Genomic DNA, 16,922 nt, shown 5'->3' on the forward strand with positions numbered 1-16,922 from the left:
CTTGCCTTTCGCGCCCTCGTTACGTAAGCCCCAATGGACAGGCTCGCAAGTCCCATCAATCTGGCAGGAGACAACCATGGCCGAAACATTCGATACGATTTTGAAGGGTGCAACCATCGTCAACCACGACGGTATAGGCCAGCGAGACATCGGGATTCGGAATGGTCGCATTGCTGCCATAGGCTCCCTTTCCACCCATGCGGCGGGTGAGGTGATCGATTGCACCGGCCTGCATATCCTGCCCGGTGTGGTCGACAGTCAGGTGCATTTCCGCGAGCCGGGCCTTGAGCATAAGGAAGATCTCGAAACCGGTTCCCTTGCCGCCGTGCTGGGTGGCGTGACCTCTGTCTTCGAGATGCCGAACACCAAGCCCCTCACCACTTCCGCCGAGACGCTGGAAGACAAGGTGAGACGTGGCCGCCATCGCATGCACTGCGATTTTGCCTTCTGGGTTGGTGGCACGCGCGATAATGCGAAGGACGTTGCCGAACTGGAACGCCTGCCGGGTGCTGCCGGCATCAAGGTTTTCATGGGGTCGTCCACCGGCGATCTGCTGGTCGAGGATGACGACGGCGTTCGCTCTATCCTCAAGAACACGCGCCGTCGTGCGGCTTTTCACTCCGAGGACGAGTTCCGGTTGGAGGAGCGCAAGGGTCTGCGCGTAGAGGGCGATCCGTCGAGCCATCCGGTCTGGCGTGATGAAATTGCAGCGCTTCAGTGCACGGAACGCCTTGTGCGCATCGCACGCGACACTGGCGCACGCATCCATGTGCTGCATATCTCGACTGCCGAGGAAATCGACTTCCTGAAAGATCATAAGGATGTCGCGACGTGCGAAGCAACACCGCATCATCTCACCTTGTCGGCCGATGACTACAAGACGCTCGGCAATCTCATTCAGATGAACCCGCCCGTTCGCGACAAGCGCCACCGCGATGGCGTGTGGAAAGGGATCGATCAGGGTATTGTCGATGTGCTCGGTTCAGACCATGCTCCGCATACGCTGGAAGAAAAGCAGAAGCCCTATCCGGCTTCCCCGTCCGGCATGACGGGCGTGCAGACGCTGGTGCCGATCATGCTCGATCACATCAATGCGGGCAGGCTGACACTGGAGCGCTTCGTCGAGCTTTCCAGCCATGGCCCGAACCGTATTTTCGGCATGGCCCGCAAGGGGCGCATCGCGATCGGCTACGATGCAGACCTGACCATCGTGGACATGAAGCGCCGCGAAACGATCACGCATGAACAGGCCGGTTCGAAAGCTGGCTGGACGCCCTATCACGGCAAGACCGTCACCGGATGGCCGGTAGGCACTTTCGTGCGCGGGATCAAGGTGATGTGGGAAGCGGAAATCGTGAACGCCAGCAAGGGCGAGCCGGTGGAGTTCCTCGAAGCGCTGCCGCATCGCTGAAGGTCGTCTCGTGTTCGTTGTCAACCTGACTTACAGCAAGCCTCTCGAAGAGATCGAGAGGCATCTCGAGGCGCATCGGGATTTTCTGAACCGGCAGTATGCGGAGGGTATTTTTCTCGCTTCCGGACCGAAAAATCCACGCGACGGCGGCGTGATCCTCGCAAGCGGCAAGATCAGCAGAAACGAGCTGGAAGCGATACTGAACCTGGATCCTTTCAGGCAGTACGGGCTGGCGACTTATGATGTTACCGAGTTCACCCCCGTGAAATATGCTCCGGCTCTGGCCGAGGGCTGCGGGCCCCGCGCGTTGGCGTGATCTGTCCGCTCTTTGTCCGCAAGGTGGCTTTCGGTCCGGGTTGCAAGGCGTATTTTCTCCCTATAGTCTTTTCATAGGGAGAACGAAAATGTCCGCTCACGATACAGCCCTGCTGGTTATCGACGCTCAGGAGTCATTCCGCCATCGGCCTTATTACCGGGACGAAGAGGTGGGTGCCTATATTGAACGCCAGCAGGCGCTTATAGACGGCGCGAAGCGTGCCGGCATTCCGGTGGTCCAGATTTTTCATGTCGAGAATGAAGGCCCGTTCTCAGAAGCCTCGGGTCTGGTGAAGCCGATTTCGCCGCTATCCATTGAACCCGATGCGGTTTTCCGCAAGCGTCGCCACAGCGCGCTGGTCGGAAGCGGGCTCGACGTCTGGCTGGTTGCCAATGGCATCCGCCGCGTGCTGGTTTCCGGCATTCGTACAGAACAGTGCTGCGAGACAACCACGCGGCAGGCATCGGATTTTGGATATCAGGTCGATTTCGTGAGCGAAGCGACGTTGACCTTCCCGATGACGGACGCAACTGGCCGGGAATGGAGCGCTGCGGAAATCAAGGCTCGTACCGAACTTGTGTTGGCCAATCGCTTTGCCCGTATCGTAACCGTGGAACAGGCGCTGGCCGCGCCCGGAGAACGGAAGGCGGCATGAGTGACCACGCGGACATTGCCCGGCTGATCCCGGTTTATGTCGTCATCCCGCCACGCGTGCTTCTGCTCGACGTGGCGGGACCGCTTGAGGTTCTGCGCAAGGCAAATCTTGAACAGAACAAGGTGCGGTTCGACGTTCATTATGTCGGGCCCGCACCGACTGCGATCAGTTCCATCGGCCTGTCGGTCGCGGGCGTGGAACCGTTGCCGCAGGCGCTGCCGGATGGCGCGCTGGTCATTGTTTCGGGTGCAGCCGATGTGCCGCTCGGAAATGCGGAGACTGACCGGTCTACCGATGCCGCGCTGGAAAAAGACATTGTTGTATGGCTTCGGCGGACGGTTCGTCCCGGCGTGCGGCTGGTGACGATCTGTTCCGGCGCGCTGCTTGCAGCGCGTGCGGGACTTCTCGACGGCTACTCATGCACCACCCACCACCTGACGATCGGCGAGCTTGAGAGGCTGGCGCCCGCCGCGCGGGTGCAGGAAAACAGGCTCTTCGTGGAAGACGGCGAGCGGCTGACGAGCGCCGGCATCACCGCCGGGATCGATCTGATGCTGCACATCGTTGCGGGGCTTGCCGATCACGCCACGGCGCTGGCGGTCGCGCGTTATCTGGTCGTCTATCTGCGCCGCAGCGGCAGTGATCCGCAGCTATCGCCCTGGCTTGAGGGGCGAAATCACATGAACCCCGTCGTGCACCGCGCACAGGATGCCATCGCCGATGATCCGGTGGCGGACTGGTCTGTGGAGCGGCTGGCGCATATCGGCGGGGCAAGCCCGCGCAACTTCTCGCGCCTGTTCAATGAATATGCCGGAATGACGGTGACGGATTACGTCAACAGGCTCAAGATCAGCCTCGCACGCGAGATGCTTCTGAATTCCGAACTCGATATCGAGAATGTGGCGACAAGGGCTGGCTTTGCCTCCGCGCGGCAATTTCGCCGGGTCTGGCAGCGCATCTACAACGAGCCGCCGAGCCGGGTCCGCCTTGCGGTCTGATTATTCGCCAGCGGTGAAAAAGCGCCAGCTCCCGTCCGGTCCGATGCCGATACTGTAGAAGATGTAGCCGCCCGCCTTCTTCATGTCCTCGAAATCGCCTGCGGTGACGATTTCGAACAGCTCGACGATCTGCGGCGGCGTCAGCCTGTCGAGCGGCATGGCGTAGAAATAGGGCCAGACATAGACCTCGTCGTCCTTGCCTGCATTCAGGTGCACATAGCCCGTATCCAGCAGATCGACAATGATCGCCAGCACCTCGCGGCCTGCCTCGTCGCCCGAAAGCGATTTGAGGAAATCGATGACATCTTCCTCGTGGTCTTCCAGCGACAGTTGTGTAGCCTTGTCCTCGATACCGAGAAGCGGACGCAATTGCTCTATGTCGCCGGAACGGGCGGCTTGCAACATGCGCTTGCGCATCAGCCTGACAGGCTCAGGTAGCTTGTCGAAGTCGCGGTGGATTTCCGGCATGGGCTTCGCGGATGCTGCCGGGGCAGGTGCGTTGTCCGGTGAAATTCTCGGCACAGCGCGGGGAAGCGCGCCGGGCAAGGGAATGGGGGAAGGGTTGTCGTCTTCATCCGCCGCAACGCGGGCGCCGGGACGTTGCAGGAAATCCGACTGATCCGCCAGCGCGACGTCGAATGCGTTTGCCGCCGCCGCGGGCAAGGCAATGCCGCAGGCAAGGAATATCCCTGCCAGTAGATTTCGGGGCGAGGCGGAGTTCCTGATCGAGAATGACATTTGGCGCTGGAATGGGGGACGCCGGAGGGAACCGCTGCGCCGGTCTGGTCCCGCGACCGGCGTTATATGGAATGTTTACTGAAGAACGCGCTGCGGCAGGAAGGTTCCCGCCACGATCTGTTCACGCATTTTCTCGATCAACTCCAGTGCACAGTCGTCACCGGCTTCGCGGATCAATTCGGTAAGCGCGGTCGTAAAGGCCGCTTCAGCAAGGATTTCCGGTTCGATACCTTCAGAGATACCGTCTGCCCAGGCCTCGTTATGATATTCGATTGCGACGAGCTTTTTCTCGCGCGCAATCATTTCGTCCAGATCGGCCGGTGCATGTTCCATAGACTTCATCCTGGCTTTCGCCTTTCTGTTGCGCTGTCGGTGTCTCACCGTTTTGCGGGAGCTCAACCACCTGGCAACGTGACTGCCTTCTTAAGACAGTGTTAACAGATTATCACGGATTTGAATGAACTAATCCTGTCAATCCGCACAAGAGTGAATGATTGGTTAATTTCCATAGCGTGAGATGATCTCGTTCGACAAGTCCCCGCCTTCCTTCATGTAGCGATCTATCGCCGCAAGCGCCGAGGGTGTGCAGCGGGTATAATTGTCGCTGAACACGCGATAGCCGTGGTTGAAGCTTGAAACGAGCCGCACCCGTTCGGCTTCGGAAGGCTTTTCCGCCGTCACTATCGCATCCATCCGATCGCGCCATTCACTGCCGGCTTCGCCGCACAGATTGCGCAGGTAATGAAGCGAACCGAGAATTTCGGCGAGCCGCAACATCTTCCCTTCATAGGGCGCGTCCTGAGCGAAGGCCGGAAATGCCGCCCCGACCCACAAAGCAATCGAGAAGCAGGCAGCCGGTCGAAAAAACGGAATGCTCTTCAATCGAAACCTCTCACCTGAAATGAGCTATTGCCACAAATAGGGGCCGCTTCAAGGCAGATCGCTAAACAGGATTAATATCCGGACATTTGTCTTCTGTCTCCGCCACCGACCGGGCGACATCGAGCGTGCTGTCCGTCACCTTCGCGACGGCCATTTCTTCTATCGTCAGCCAGTGGATGGAAGCGGCGTCGTCCCCCGCTATCTCCCGGCCCGACACGTGCAGGGCGCGGAAGACGGACAGGTAATAGCTCCTGGCATAGGCCTTGCCCTCAAGCGCCAGATCCACGGTTATGACATGCGACAGGGCCTTTGCATCGAGCGCGGTTTCTTCCTTCAGTTCACGAATTGCCGCTTGTTCCGGCGTTTCGCCTGCTTCGATACTGCCACCCGGAAAGGCGAGCCAGCCTTTCCACGGTTCTTTCCCGCGCTCGACCAGCAGGAAGCGCCCTTCGCGCCGGCAGATCAGCGACACACCATGAACCTTGGCGGGAATCGGAAATACGGGAACTGTTTTCATCATGCCCTAGCTATGATCGTGCAGACACTGGTTGGCAATGGCAAAGCGCCCCTTGACCGCTTACCAAAAAGCTTGAACATGCCCACTATGTGTGGACGTTTTTCATTGACTGCAAGCCGGGAAGAGCTGGAAGCCTTCGCGGCCGCATTGATCGCAGAGGATTTTCCTCCACGATATAATATCGCGCCAACGCAGCCCATATTGACAATTCTGGGCGGGGAAACGCCGCCCCCGGGCAGCAACAGGCCGGATCGCGTCGGGTTGCTGGTGCGTTGGGGATTTGTTCCGTCCTGGGTCAAGGACCCGAACGACTGGCCGCTCATGTTCAATATCCGCTCCGAGACCGCTGCGGAGAAGAATTCGTTTCGCGCAGCCCTGAACCACCGGCGCGTTTTGATCCCGGCATCGGGTTTCTACGAATGGCGTCGCGAGGGAAAGAACAAGGCGCAAGCCTATTGGGTGCGCCCGCGCGGGGGCGGTATGGTGGCTTTTGGGGGCCTGGTCGAGACGTGGAGCAGTGCGGACGGATCGCAGATCGATACCGGAGGCATATTGACCACGAGCGCAAACGGCCTGCTGCGACCGATCCATGAGAGGATGCCCGTTGTCGTGCAGCCCGAGGATTTTGCCCGCTGGCTGGACTGCAAGCGGTTCCTGCCGCGTGAAGTGGCGGATATAATGCGCCCGACTCAGGATGATTTCTTTGAAGCCATTCCCGTGTCGGACAGGGTCAACAAGGTGGCCAACACGACGCCCGATTTGCAGGATCGCGTAGAGGAACAGCTAGCTTTGGAGCGTGCAGTGCCAAAGCGAAAGAGCAAGCCCGATTCCGATAACGGCAATGACGGGCAGCTTTCGATGTTCTGACAGCATTCGCCAGTCTTTCCGGACTGGCGCCGTTTATTACGCATCCACCAACTCCGGGCGCCTCACTTAAGGGCGCTCCGGGCGCTGAACCGGACCAGCTTTCTCAGCCTGTCTTCTTGACGGCGAGAATAGAACGCCGGCGATTGTCGTTGCGACCGTCGCTGCTGCGCCGCGTTGCGTTCAGCAATGCTGCAACAAGCACGGCAGGCCCGATCTCGCGGTATTTGTCAACCAGTCGGTCTTGGCGGGGTTGCAGTTCACTCTTAGACATTTGTCCTTCCTTTCGATAATGCCTGATCACCATTTTGTGATGGATTGAGACCGAATGAAGGCTGTTTGGAGCCGGTTTTGGGGTTTTCCGGTTAACGCCGGAAAGGACAGTCGCGGGTTGCAAAAATACAACATTTCCGGCGCTGTGATTGGGACCTGCGAGGACCTGGCTCCAAAACTGCTTCTCGGCAGACGCTAAACTATCAGTCATCTCGTGAAAGTTCTTGACGACGGCACCTCCACTGAGGATAAGTGCTGGCATGAAAACGCCGACCACGATCATTTGTATTTGTGCGATTATTATTGGCTAGCAGCTTGCTGGTCCGGCCGTTTTCGTCTCCCTTCATAAAAATTGGATGATAACGCCCCGGCCAGTCGGCTGCAGTCAGTCGCGCACTGATTTCACAGGTCTTTTTGGGGAATATTTACAATGGCTTATGCGCCGCAACTGCGTCTGTACAACACGCTGACCCGCACGAAGGAGGATTTCTCCCCCATCGATGCCGACAATGTGCGCATGTATGTCTGCGGCCCCACGGTTTATGATTTCGCGCATATAGGCAACGCCCGTCCGGTGATCGTTTTCGACGTGCTGTTCCGTCTGCTGCGCCATGTCTATGGCGCAGATCATGTCACCTATGCGCGCAACATCACGGACGTCGATGACAAGATCAACGCCCGCGCGGCCCGCGATTACCCTGACCTGCCGTTCAATGAAGCAATTCGCCGGGTGACGGAAAGCACCAATGCGCAGTTTCAGGCCGATGTGACGGCGCTGGGCAATCTGGCGCCAAGCGTGCAGCCGCGGGCGACCGAGCATATGGACGAGATGCGCGCCATGATTGACCGTCTGGTGAAGCTTGGCGTAGCCTATGTCGCCGAGGATCACGTCCTCTTCTCGCCATCCGCCATGAACGAGCGGAAGGGGCCGCGCTATGGCGCGCTTGCCCGCCGCTCGCTGGATGAGATGCTGGCCGGTGCTCGCGTCGACGTGGCATCCTACAAGCGGGACGAAATGGATTTCGTCTTATGGAAACCGTCGAAGGAAGGGGAGCCAGGCTGGCCGTCTCCTGCTGGTATCGCGGTATTGGGCCGCCCGGGCTGGCATATCGAGTGCTCGGCCATGTCGATGGCCAAACTGCTTGAGCCGTTTGGCGGTGGCCTCAAATGCGATGATCCGCTGAAGAACCAGTTCGACATTCATGGCGGCGGTATCGATCTCGTCTTCCCGCATCATGAGAACGAAATTGCGCAATCATGCTGCGCATTTGGCACGGAGCGTATGGCGAGCATCTGGATGCATAACGGCTTCTTGCAGGTCGAAGGGCAGAAGATGTCGAAATCGCTTGGCAATTTCATCACCATTCGCGATGTGCTGAATGATGGCTTGCCGGAACTGGGTGTCTGGGACGATGTTGATGTGCGTGACCGCTGGGTCGGCCTGGCGGCGCGCCTGTCGATGTTGCAGACGCATTATCGCGAGCCGATCAACTGGACGGCGCAGCGGCTGGCGGAATCCGCCGAGGAGCTGCATCGCTGGTACGGCCTGCTGCGCGACAGGAATTTCACGGTGCCGGAAAAGCTGACGGCGGTCGGCGAAGTGGTCGAGGCTCTGTCTGACGACCTGAACAGCTGGACGGCTATCACGGCCTTGCGCAAGGCTTTCAAGGCGCGGGATGTCACCGGGTTGGGCGAGGGCATGGCGCTGCTGGGCTTTTTCGATCCGCATTTCGTGACGGCGGATGACGTTCCGGTCTTTGCAAAGGCAGAGGTGGATAGCGAAGCCGTCGAAGCACGTATCGCGGAGCGTTTGCGCTTCATAAATGAGAAGAACTGGGCCGAAGCTGACCGCATTCGCGATGAACTGCTCGGCGAAGGTATCCAGCTCAAGGATGGCAAGGACCCGGCAACGGGCGAACGCATAACCAGCTGGGATGTGGTAGGCTAATGCCTGGAGCGGTTCCCGCCATTCCGTCTTAACCGGAACCGCTCTGGCAGGCTTGTGGAACAGGGAGAATAATATGACGCTTGATAATAAACCGGTCTATACTGGCGGATGCCAGTGCGGTGCGGTTCGCTTTAGGGTCGACGGAGCGATGGGCTCCCCATCGATCTGTCACTGTCGCATGTGCCAGAAAGCGTTTGGCAATTTTTATGCGCCGCTGGTCTCCGTCAGCAAGGCGAAGCTCGAATGGACCCGCAACGAGCCGAAGCGCTTCCGTTCGTCCAATCACGTGCAGCGGGGTTTCTGCCCTGAATGCGGCACGCCGCTTACCTATGAAGCGCCCGACGGAATCGCGCTTGCCATCGGCGCTTTCGATGCCCCGGAGGAAATCGAGCCGACCATTCAATGGGGGATCGAGAAGCAACTGCCCTATGTGCCGAAGCTTGCGAGTCTTCCCGGCTATGTAACGGAACGCGATCCGGAGAGCATCGAGTTTGTGAGAACGATGGTTTCCTACCAGCATCCCGATCACGACACTGAAAGCTGGCCGCAACAGCAAGGTTGACCGGACCGCAGCATACCCACCGACAGGCAGGCACAATGGCACGCGAACGCATCTACATCTATGACACCACCCTGCGGGATGGGCAGCAAACACCCGGCGTTGATTTTTCCGTGGAGGACAAGAAGTCGATTGTCGTGCTGCTGGAAGAGCTGGGCGTCGACTATGTGGAAGGCGGCTATCCGGGTGCCAACCCGACCGATACGGCGTTTTTCAAGCGCCGCCAGACTGCTCGCGCCAAATTCGCCGCTTTTGGCATGACGAAGCGTGCAGGCGTTTCGGCGTCCAACGATCCCGGCCTGTCCAGCCTGCTACAGGCTTCCGCCGATGCCGTCTGCTTTGTTGCCAAGAGCTGGGACTATCATGTCCGGCTCGCGCTTGGCTGCACCAATGAGGAAAATCTCGATTCAATCACTGCCTCGGTCACTGCTGCGCGCATGGCGGGGCGGGAGGCGCTGGTCGATTGCGAGCATTTCTTCGATGGATACAAGGCCAATCCCGAATATGCGCTTGCCTGCGCAAAGGCCGCCTATTCGGCAGGCGCGCGCTGGGTCGTTCTTTGCGATACGAATGGCGGCACGCAGCCATCGGAGGTGGCCGAAATCATCGCTGCCGTGACGGCTGTGGTTCCCGGCGAGAGCCTTGGCATCCACGCTCATAACGATACGGAACAGGCGGTTGCCGTTTCGCTTGCTGCCATCGATGCGGGCGTGCGCCACGTGCAGGGGACGCTCAACGGCATCGGCGAGCGCTGCGGCAATGCCAATCTTGTTTCGCTGATCCCGACCCTTGCGCTGAAGTCCTATTGGGCGAAACGTTTTGAACTCGGTATCAAGCCCGCTGCACTGAAGAGCATCACGCGCATTTCGCGTGCCTTCGATGACATCCTGAATCGTCCCCCAACGGAGCAGGCGCCCTATACCGGCACTTCCGCTTTCGCGACCAAGGCCGGAATTCATGCCTCCGCGCTGCTCAAGGAGCCGCAGACTTATGAGCATGTGCCGCCGGAATCGGTTGGCAACAGCCGCCGCGTCATGGTGTCGGATCAGGGTGGAAAATCCAATTTCATCGCCGAACTCGAGCGCCGGGGCATTCGCGTCGCGAAGGACGATGTGCGCCTTGATACGCTGATCGCGCTGGTCAAGGAGCGCGAGGCGGAAGGCTATGCCTATGAAGGTGCTGATGCGAGTTTCGAGCTTCTGGCTCGCAACATGCTGACGCCGCAGCCGGAATTCTTCAAGGTCGACTCCTTCCGTTGCCTCGTCGAGCGGCGCTTCGATGCCAACGGCATGTTGAAGACCGTTTCGGAAGCGGTGGTCAAGGTGGAGGTCGATGGCGAGGTTCGCATGTCGGTGGCCGAAGGACACGGCCCCGTCAACGCGCTCGATATTGCATTGCGCAAGGATTTGGGGCGCTTTCAGGCCGAGATCGAGGATCTCGAGCTGGTGGACTTCAAGGTGCGCATCCTCAATGGCGGCACGGCGGCTATCACCCGCGTTCTGATAGAGTCCGGGGATGCCACAGGCGCGCGCTGGCGTACAGTGGGCGTGTCCGACAACATCATCGATGCGTCCTTCCAGGCGCTGATGGATTCGGTCAATTACAAGCTGATGAAGAACCGCTCGATGGCGGGGCTGGCCGCTGCCGAGTGAAGTCATCCGTTCACAACAATTGATGCTTCGATCAGTTTAATTGAATGGATTTTATGAATTGTTGGGCGCATAGCAGGTGAAGTTCGATGCTTCGCCTGCCTCATCCGGCGCGCGAACAATTGTGATTTCGCCGAGGAGAGAGGCATGTCCGACCAGACCATCACCGATATGCGCCTTTCTGACGGCGCGCGCGGATTCCTGATGGCGCTGGGAGCATACGGGCTCTGGGGCGCGCTGCCGTTCTATCTCAAGGCGCTCGGTCATATTCCGGCGATGGAAGTGGTTTCGCATCGCGTGATCTGGTCGGTTCCGGTCGCGCTTCTTCTTCTTCTGGCCCTTGGACAGTTCAGGGATATACTCAACGCCGTGCGCCAGCCGCGCATGCTGGCAATGGCTGCCCTGACAGCCGGGCTCATCACCATCAACTGGTCGATCTATGTCTGGGCCGTTGCCCATGATCAGGTGATGGGCGCCGCGCTTGGCTATTACATCAATCCGCTGTTCAACGTGGTTCTCGGTGGTCTTTTCCTCGGGGAAAGACTGACCAGGGTTCAATATGTCGCCGTCGGGTTTGCTTTCGCAGCGGTGCTGCTTCTGACCGTCAACGCTGGCGGTTTGCCCTGGGTATCGCTGGTGCTGCCGCTGACTTTCGGTCTCTATGGCTTCTTCCGCAAGTCACTGCCGATGCCGCCATTGCAGGGCTTCACGCTTGAAGTACTCATTCTGTGCATCCCGGCGCTGGGCTATGTGCTGTGGCTGGCGGCGACCGGTCAGGATCATTTCTTCACCGGCCCTGCATTCAACGTCTCAATGCTGCTTCTGGCGGGGCCTTTCACGGCCATCCCGCTGATCCTCTATGCTGGCGGCGCGAAGCTGCTGCGCTATACGACCCTGGGCCTCATGCAGTACATGACGCCGACGATGTTGTTTTTCTTTGCGATTTTCATCTTCAACGAACCGTTCTCGGCAGCACAGCTTGGTGCGTTCGCGCTGATCTGGGCAGGGCTTGCGCTCTATACCTGGTCGATGCTGGTCGAACATCGCCGGGGCCGGGCGAAGGCCTGATCTTCACAATTCGCTGAATGTGGTTCTCTTCCGGTGGATATCGCAACAGCGAGCCTTATTTTAGCCGCTCTCTCTCCCGCTTATCCGTCAATAATCCAGCGGTAGAGAAATATAAGAATGGTCTTCGGGTCAGCCCAACCAAGCGCCCCGGCAAGCGAAACGCAGTCTGCTGAAACGGCGGAGCGAGAACTTGCGGCCTTCGGCGTTGCCCTGAAGGGCGAACCGCTTTCCTCCAAAAGCCTCAAGCCATTCCGGCAGGTCCGTTTTTCCCTGCACACTCATCTGCGGTTTTGTCTGGCGCTGATGGCCGCTACCGCCATTGCCGGTGGGGGATTGCTGTTTGCGACAGGGCTTCTGGTACGTCACGGCCATGCCGCACAACCCGTCATGGTCAATCCGGCAACCCTGGTTCACACTCACGCCGCACCGAAAGAGGCGCGGCTGACGCCCGCAATGGGCGGTGATCCGGCGAGCAACGTATCGCGGCGTATCGATATCGCGGAAGGTGTCGAGGACGGCGACGCTCGCCTTTACACCTACCAGCATGTGGTTCTTGACCTGAAAGGCCAGAGCCGGGCCCAGATCGACGACACGCTTCGCGGTGCTGTTTCCACACAGAAATCTCTTCCAAAACGGCCCGAGGAAGAACTGGAGCGCGGCGTCCCAATCAATGTCAGCCTCGCCAAACCGGCTTCCGCTACCGGTGCAAAGGTTCACGAGATCATCGTCGCGCCGCAGTCACGTGAGCGGTTGGGCGCGTTGCTGCAAGCGGCCGGTATCGCAGTTGAAGACAGCAAGCGTCTGGAAGAAGCGCTGGCGCGGACGGAACTCGTGCCCGGCGACAATCTTGAACTGCTGGTCGATAAGTCCAGACAGCACACCAATGGAGAACAGCACATCGCTCTCGCCCGTTTCGAGCACGGTGATATCGGCAAGGCAATCTATGGACGGGCCGACGATGGCGTTTTTCGCGCCACGGGCGATGAACGTCTGTTTGCACGCCTCTCACGTGACGCCATGCTTACGGCCTATAGCCCGCAAGGTGCGCCGGACAGCAGCGGCTCCATTGCCTCGCGTCTGGGGCAAGCAGGAGCGCCGAAGGCGATCGTCGACGAAGTTGGGAAGCTGGCCGCGCAGAACGGCGTTTCGCTGGATGGCGCCGGAAAGCCGGATTTGATCGACCTGCTGTTCCGCAGGAGCGCCGAGACGGAACCGGAACTGGTTTTTGTCGAGTTCACGACCGGCGATAATAGTCGCCGCCTTTACCGTCATGAAAGCGAAAATGGCACCGGCTATTTCAATGAAGACGGTTCTTCCATGGCGAAATATCTCATGCCCAAGCCCCTGCCGAATGGCCGTCTCAACGATGGTTTCGGCTGGCGCGTTCATCCCGTTCTGCATGTGCGCAAGCACCACAATGGCGTCGACTACGACGCGCCAATCGGCTCGCCCATCGTGGCGGCGGGTGACGGTGTCGTGGAGCTGATTTCCTATCAAAAGGGATATGGAAAATATGTCCGCATACGCCATCAGGGCGGCTACAGCACGACCTATGCGCATCTTTCATCGGCACGAAAGGGCTTGAAGCCCGGCGAACATGTCAAGCAGGGGGATGTGATCGCCTATGTGGGATCGACGGGCTACTCGACCGGCCCGCATCTTTATTACGAACTCAAGGTCGGCGATCAGTATGTCAATCCGCTGACAGCGCGCCTCAATGCTGGCGAAAAACTGACGGGCTCGTCCCTGAACAGTTTCCGAGAGGAAATCGACCATGTTGGGCAGATCGTCAACGAAATGAAGCTGCCCGTCATTCCGAATGCGCCCGAATCCACGAAGCCAGCTCCAGGGAAGGGCAGCCGTCACCGCTGATTATCTTGGCGGGCGATAGGCATTTGCCAGGGCGACAAATTCTTCCACACTCAGCGTTTCAGCGCGGCGTGTCCCGTCGATGCCGGTCTTGGCCAGAAGCTCGGCACCGCCAACCGGTTTCAGGCTCTGGCGCAACATCTTGCGGCGCTGCCCGAAAGCGGCTTGCGTGATCTGACCAAGCGCATTTGCATCGCAGGGCAGCGGGTCTTCACGCGGGATGATATGGACGACCGACGACATGACTTTCGGCGGCGGCGTAAATGCCTGAGGCGGCACATCGAAGCTGATCTTTGAAACGGTTCTCCACCCGGCAAGCACGCCCAGGCGCCCGTAATGATCGGTGTCGGGCGTCGCGACGATACGTTCGGCGACCTCGCGCTGGAACATCAACGTCATGGACGAATAGAAGGGCGGCCAAGGCTCGACCAGAAGCCAGTTGAGCAGCAACTGCGTGCCGACATTGTAAGGCAGGTTGGCAACGATGCGCGGCTTCGGCCCGTCTGGAAACAAGGCCGAAAAATCCTGCTCAAGCGCGTCGCCGGAGATGATGCGCAGGCGACCCGGATAATGCGCCTCGATTTCCGCAAGCGCATCCAGGCATCGTTCGTCGCGTTCGATTGCGGTGACATAAGCGCCTTGTGCGAGGAGCGCGCGGGTCAGGCCACCGGGCCCCGGACCCACTTCGATCACGGGCTGCTCCTGCAAACTGCCGGCCTGTCGGGCAATCTTCGATGTCAGGTTGAGGTCGAAAAGGAAGTTCTGGCCGAGCGACTTCTTCGGCATCAGATCATGCCGCTCGATCACTTCGCGCAGTGGAGGAAGGTTGTCTATGCTCATGCGTTTCCGTTCGCTGCGTTTTCCGCCAGTCGCCGCGCCAGGCGAATCGCGGCCACGAGACTGTCTGGACGGGCAATGCCCTTGCCCGCAATATCGAAAGCCGTGCCGTGATCGGGCGATGTGCGAATGAAGGGCAGTCCGAGCGTCACATTCACCGTTTCGTCAAAAGCCAGCGCTTTGGCAGGAATAAGGGCCTGATCGTGATACATGCAGACCGCCGCGTCATAGGTTGCGCGGGCGGATGCATGAAACATCGTATCGGCGGGCAGGGGACCGCGAGCGTCAATCCCTGCGCGGCGCAGCACTTCGATTGCAGGCAGGATGATGGCGTCATCCTCCTGGCCCATTGCCCCGCCTTCACCCGCATGCGGGTTGAGGCCGGATATGGCTAGACGCGGTGCAGGAATGCCGAAGCGTTGCTTCAGTTCGGCGGCGGTGATCCGCGAAACTTCGATGATATCGGCAGTGCTCAGACGGACCGGCACTTCGGCTAGCGGGATATGGATAGTGACCGGAACGGCGCGGAGCTGCGGACCGGCCAGCATCATGACCGGCGTTACCGGTTTGCCCGTATGCTGGCTCGCGAGTTCCGCCAGAAATTCCGTATGGCCGGGATGCCGAAACCCGGCTTCATAAAGCGGCTTCTTCGAAATCGGGCAGGTAATGACCGCCGAAGCCTCACCTTTCAGCGTCAGTTCGACCGCTCGTTCTATAGCTTCGATGATGCCCGCAGCGTTTTCCGGCAAGGGCTTGCCGACGCTGTCCGTCAGTGTGTTATTGAGCGGAAGCACCGGCAAAGCATGCGCAAAGACGTCGTTTGCGGCAGAAATGGTTGGGATGACTTCGATCTGGACTTCAAGCCCCAGATGCCGCGCACGCGCGGCAAGCTGCTGTGGGTCCGCCAGCAGGGCGAAAGGCGGCAGTGAAAGCTCGTCCCGCCGCAGCCAGGCCGCAAGCGCAACATCGGGGCCGATACCGGACGGGTCGCCAATGCTGATGGCAAGAGGAGCAAGCGGTGCTGCGGACATCACTTCAATATTCCACTGAATACGGATGAGGGCGTCCAGAGCGCATCCCCAAAGCGGTAGCCCATTTTCGGGAAAAGATGCGCCCAAAACAAACAGTCAAAGCGGCAGTCAATCAGATCGAAAGATGCGCTGACTGTCAGCGATTGATGATTTTCGCCTTCTCGCGCAGTTCGCCCAGATATTTTTCGCTGAGCTGTTCGGCCTTCTTTTCCTGTCCGGCAGGGGAATCCGCCCCCTCCATGGAGAAAACCAGCTGCGCAACGCGATCGTCAGATACCTGTCGGGTCGAGCAGACAGCCAGGAATTCGACGCCCTTTTCGGTTTCCTGCGGGGGGGTGGTGCCGCCGACCGAAGTGGACTTGATCGCTTTCGACCATTCGTTCGGCAATTGCTGCTCGATGATGCGGCCGAGATCGCGAACGGTCACGTCAAGAATGCCCTTGGCCTGCTGGCGGGTAGCGTCGCAATTCTGGAAGCGCGAACGGAGCGCGTTGGCCTCCTGCTTGCGCTTGGCAAGCAAGGCAGGGGAGCGCTTCGAGGCAGGCACCACGAAAATGACCTGCTGCAGGCGATATTCGGTTGCGACAGGCTTCTTGCCGCCGTCCTTCAACATGCGCTGGACGGCTTCCTGCTCGCTGACCATGCCGGTTGCGCGGAAGCGTGCGCTGACGAGACGGCCCCAGCCCATCTGCACCATGATGTATTTCTTGAAATGATCCGGCGTCACGCCCGACTGATTCATCAACTGGTTCAGTTGCGCCAGGCTCATCTTGTTGCGGGTGGCAAATCCTGCATAGGCCTCGTCAACCTGCCGGTCGGAAATGTCGATGCCGCGCGACTTCATTTCGATGCGCTTAAGCATCTCGTCGGTCAGCTCTTGCTTGGCGACCTGAGCGAGATTGCCGCCCTTGCGCTGCAACTTCAAGAAGGCCACGCGGTGCTGGATATCGCTGTTGGTGATGGCATTGCCGGAAACGATGACCTTGACCTCAGAACCTGCGCCAGCCGCAAATGCGGGAGCTGCAACCGTCCCAAGCGTCGTCAGGCAGACTGCGGCGCTCAGCATGGAGGCGAAGAGAGGTCTTGCAATCATCATCTTTCTTTCCCGATTCCTTCCGGTCGACGAACGACAATCCTTACCGGACATATCCCATCATGGTCATTGCCGCTATCCAGCCGAGCAAAAATCATATCAGCGGCTGATCATAAGCTGCCTGTATAGATGAGCTAGTGCGGCGAAACAATGACCCAAAAGCTATTTTGCGAAGCTTGCATCCTCTGAATACTGCAAAAAGGACGCCGGATTA

The 16,922-nt window shown here is 59.2% G+C and carries 18 protein-coding genes; 10 read left to right on the forward strand and 8 right to left on the reverse strand.

The features are described 5' to 3' along the window. The first annotated feature begins 76 nt into the window (after window positions 1-76). From ACOWVS_RS03595 to ACOWVS_RS03610, 4 genes are all read left to right on the forward strand, one after another. Window positions 77-1,411: a dihydroorotase gene (locus tag ACOWVS_RS03595; RefSeq protein WP_075041632.1), complete on the forward strand. Its 1,335-nt coding sequence runs from the start codon at window positions 77-79 to the stop codon at window positions 1,409-1,411. A gap of 10 nt (window positions 1,412-1,421) precedes the next feature. After that, window positions 1,422-1,727 carry a YciI family protein gene (locus ACOWVS_RS03600; RefSeq protein WP_006466397.1) on the forward strand — a complete coding sequence of 102 codons (306 nt, stop codon included), beginning with the start codon at window positions 1,422-1,424 and terminating at the stop codon, window positions 1,725-1,727. An 88-nt stretch (window positions 1,728-1,815) separates the two neighbouring features. Continuing rightward, the gene (locus tag ACOWVS_RS03605; RefSeq protein WP_025091309.1) at window positions 1,816-2,382 is read left to right on the forward strand and encodes an isochorismatase family protein; all 567 of its coding nucleotides are present in this window, start codon (window positions 1,816-1,818) and stop codon (window positions 2,380-2,382) included. Beyond that, the gene (locus ACOWVS_RS03610; RefSeq protein WP_006466399.1) at window positions 2,379-3,380 is read left to right on the forward strand and encodes a GlxA family transcriptional regulator; all 1,002 of its coding nucleotides are present in this window, start codon (window positions 2,379-2,381) and stop codon (window positions 3,378-3,380) included. Before ACOWVS_RS03605 ends, ACOWVS_RS03610 begins: the two co-directional genes overlap by 4 nt. Here ACOWVS_RS03610 and ACOWVS_RS03615 read toward each other — a convergent pair whose 3' ends face one another. From ACOWVS_RS03615 to ACOWVS_RS03630, 4 genes are all read right to left on the reverse strand, one after another. After that, window positions 3,381-4,118, reverse strand: a complete 738-nt coding sequence (locus tag ACOWVS_RS03615) for a hypothetical protein (protein WP_006466400.1) — start codon at window positions 4,116-4,118, stop codon at window positions 3,381-3,383. Window positions 4,119-4,193: 75 nt separating this feature from the next. After that, window positions 4,194-4,451: a hypothetical protein gene (locus ACOWVS_RS03620; RefSeq protein WP_022568172.1), complete on the reverse strand. Its 258-nt coding sequence runs from the start codon at window positions 4,449-4,451 to the stop codon at window positions 4,194-4,196. 165 nt (window positions 4,452-4,616) lie between these two features. Continuing rightward, window positions 4,617-4,991: a TIGR02301 family protein gene (locus ACOWVS_RS03625; protein WP_374846156.1), complete on the reverse strand. Its 375-nt coding sequence runs from the start codon at window positions 4,989-4,991 to the stop codon at window positions 4,617-4,619. 70 nt (window positions 4,992-5,061) lie between these two features. Next, window positions 5,062-5,517, reverse strand: a complete 456-nt coding sequence (locus ACOWVS_RS03630; RefSeq protein ID WP_036565537.1) for an NUDIX hydrolase — start codon at window positions 5,515-5,517, stop codon at window positions 5,062-5,064. Window positions 5,518-5,604: 87 nt separating this feature from the next. Here ACOWVS_RS03630 and ACOWVS_RS03635 point away from each other — a divergent pair, with 87 nt between their 5' ends. Then, window positions 5,605-6,384, forward strand: coding sequence for an SOS response-associated peptidase (locus tag ACOWVS_RS03635; RefSeq protein WP_075041689.1), 780 nt, complete (start codon window positions 5,605-5,607; stop codon window positions 6,382-6,384). Between the two features lie 103 nt (window positions 6,385-6,487). Here ACOWVS_RS03635 and ACOWVS_RS03640 read toward each other — a convergent pair whose 3' ends face one another. Beyond that, complete coding sequence (locus ACOWVS_RS03640; RefSeq protein ID WP_010661656.1) at window positions 6,488-6,655, reverse strand: hypothetical protein; 168 nt, start codon at window positions 6,653-6,655, stop codon at window positions 6,488-6,490. A 429-nt stretch (window positions 6,656-7,084) separates the two neighbouring features. Between ACOWVS_RS03640 and cysS the strand changes: the two genes are divergently transcribed. The 5 genes from cysS (at window position 7,085) to ACOWVS_RS03665 (ending at window position 13,750) form a co-directional block, all read left to right on the forward strand. Next, the gene (cysS, locus tag ACOWVS_RS03645) at window positions 7,085-8,602 is read left to right on the forward strand and encodes a cysteine--tRNA ligase (protein WP_075041633.1); all 1,518 of its coding nucleotides are present in this window, start codon (window positions 7,085-7,087) and stop codon (window positions 8,600-8,602) included. A gap of 73 nt (window positions 8,603-8,675) precedes the next feature. After that, the gene (locus tag ACOWVS_RS03650; RefSeq protein ID WP_006472338.1) at window positions 8,676-9,164 is read left to right on the forward strand and encodes a GFA family protein; all 489 of its coding nucleotides are present in this window, start codon (window positions 8,676-8,678) and stop codon (window positions 9,162-9,164) included. A gap of 35 nt (window positions 9,165-9,199) precedes the next feature. Beyond that, on the forward strand, window positions 9,200-10,813 hold the full coding sequence (cimA, locus tag ACOWVS_RS03655) for a citramalate synthase (RefSeq protein ID WP_039852460.1): 1,614 nt from the start codon (window positions 9,200-9,202) through the stop codon (window positions 10,811-10,813). A 144-nt stretch (window positions 10,814-10,957) separates the two neighbouring features. After that, a complete protein-coding gene (gene rarD, locus ACOWVS_RS03660) occupies window positions 10,958-11,878 on the forward strand; it encodes an EamA family transporter RarD (RefSeq protein ID WP_006466408.1) in 921 nt (306 codons plus the stop codon). 117 nt (window positions 11,879-11,995) lie between these two features. Continuing rightward, complete coding sequence (locus tag ACOWVS_RS03665; RefSeq protein ID WP_006466409.1) at window positions 11,996-13,750, forward strand: M23 family metallopeptidase; 1,755 nt, start codon at window positions 11,996-11,998, stop codon at window positions 13,748-13,750. On the opposite strand, the gene rsmA is transcribed toward ACOWVS_RS03665, so the two are convergent. The 3 genes from rsmA to ACOWVS_RS03680 all read right to left on the reverse strand — a co-directional run bounded on the left by rsmA (window position 13,751) and on the right by ACOWVS_RS03680 (window position 16,711). Continuing rightward, window positions 13,751-14,587, reverse strand: a complete 837-nt coding sequence (gene rsmA / locus ACOWVS_RS03670) for a 16S rRNA (adenine(1518)-N(6)/adenine(1519)-N(6))-dimethyltransferase RsmA (protein ID WP_006466410.1) — start codon at window positions 14,585-14,587, stop codon at window positions 13,751-13,753. Then, entirely contained in the window at window positions 14,584-15,615 is a 1,032-nt protein-coding gene (gene pdxA, locus ACOWVS_RS03675) for a 4-hydroxythreonine-4-phosphate dehydrogenase PdxA (protein WP_039852462.1), read from the reverse strand. The genes rsmA and pdxA overlap by 4 nt, the downstream gene beginning before the upstream one ends. Window positions 15,616-15,751: 136 nt before the next feature. Further along, window positions 15,752-16,711, reverse strand: coding sequence for a peptidylprolyl isomerase (locus ACOWVS_RS03680; RefSeq protein WP_039852464.1), 960 nt, complete (start codon window positions 16,709-16,711; stop codon window positions 15,752-15,754). Window positions 16,712-16,922: the final 211 nt, after the last annotated feature.

It is taken from the genome of Brucella sp. IR068 (assembly GCF_049065885.1).
Classification (GTDB): domain Bacteria; phylum Pseudomonadota; class Alphaproteobacteria; order Rhizobiales; family Rhizobiaceae; genus Brucella; species Brucella intermedia.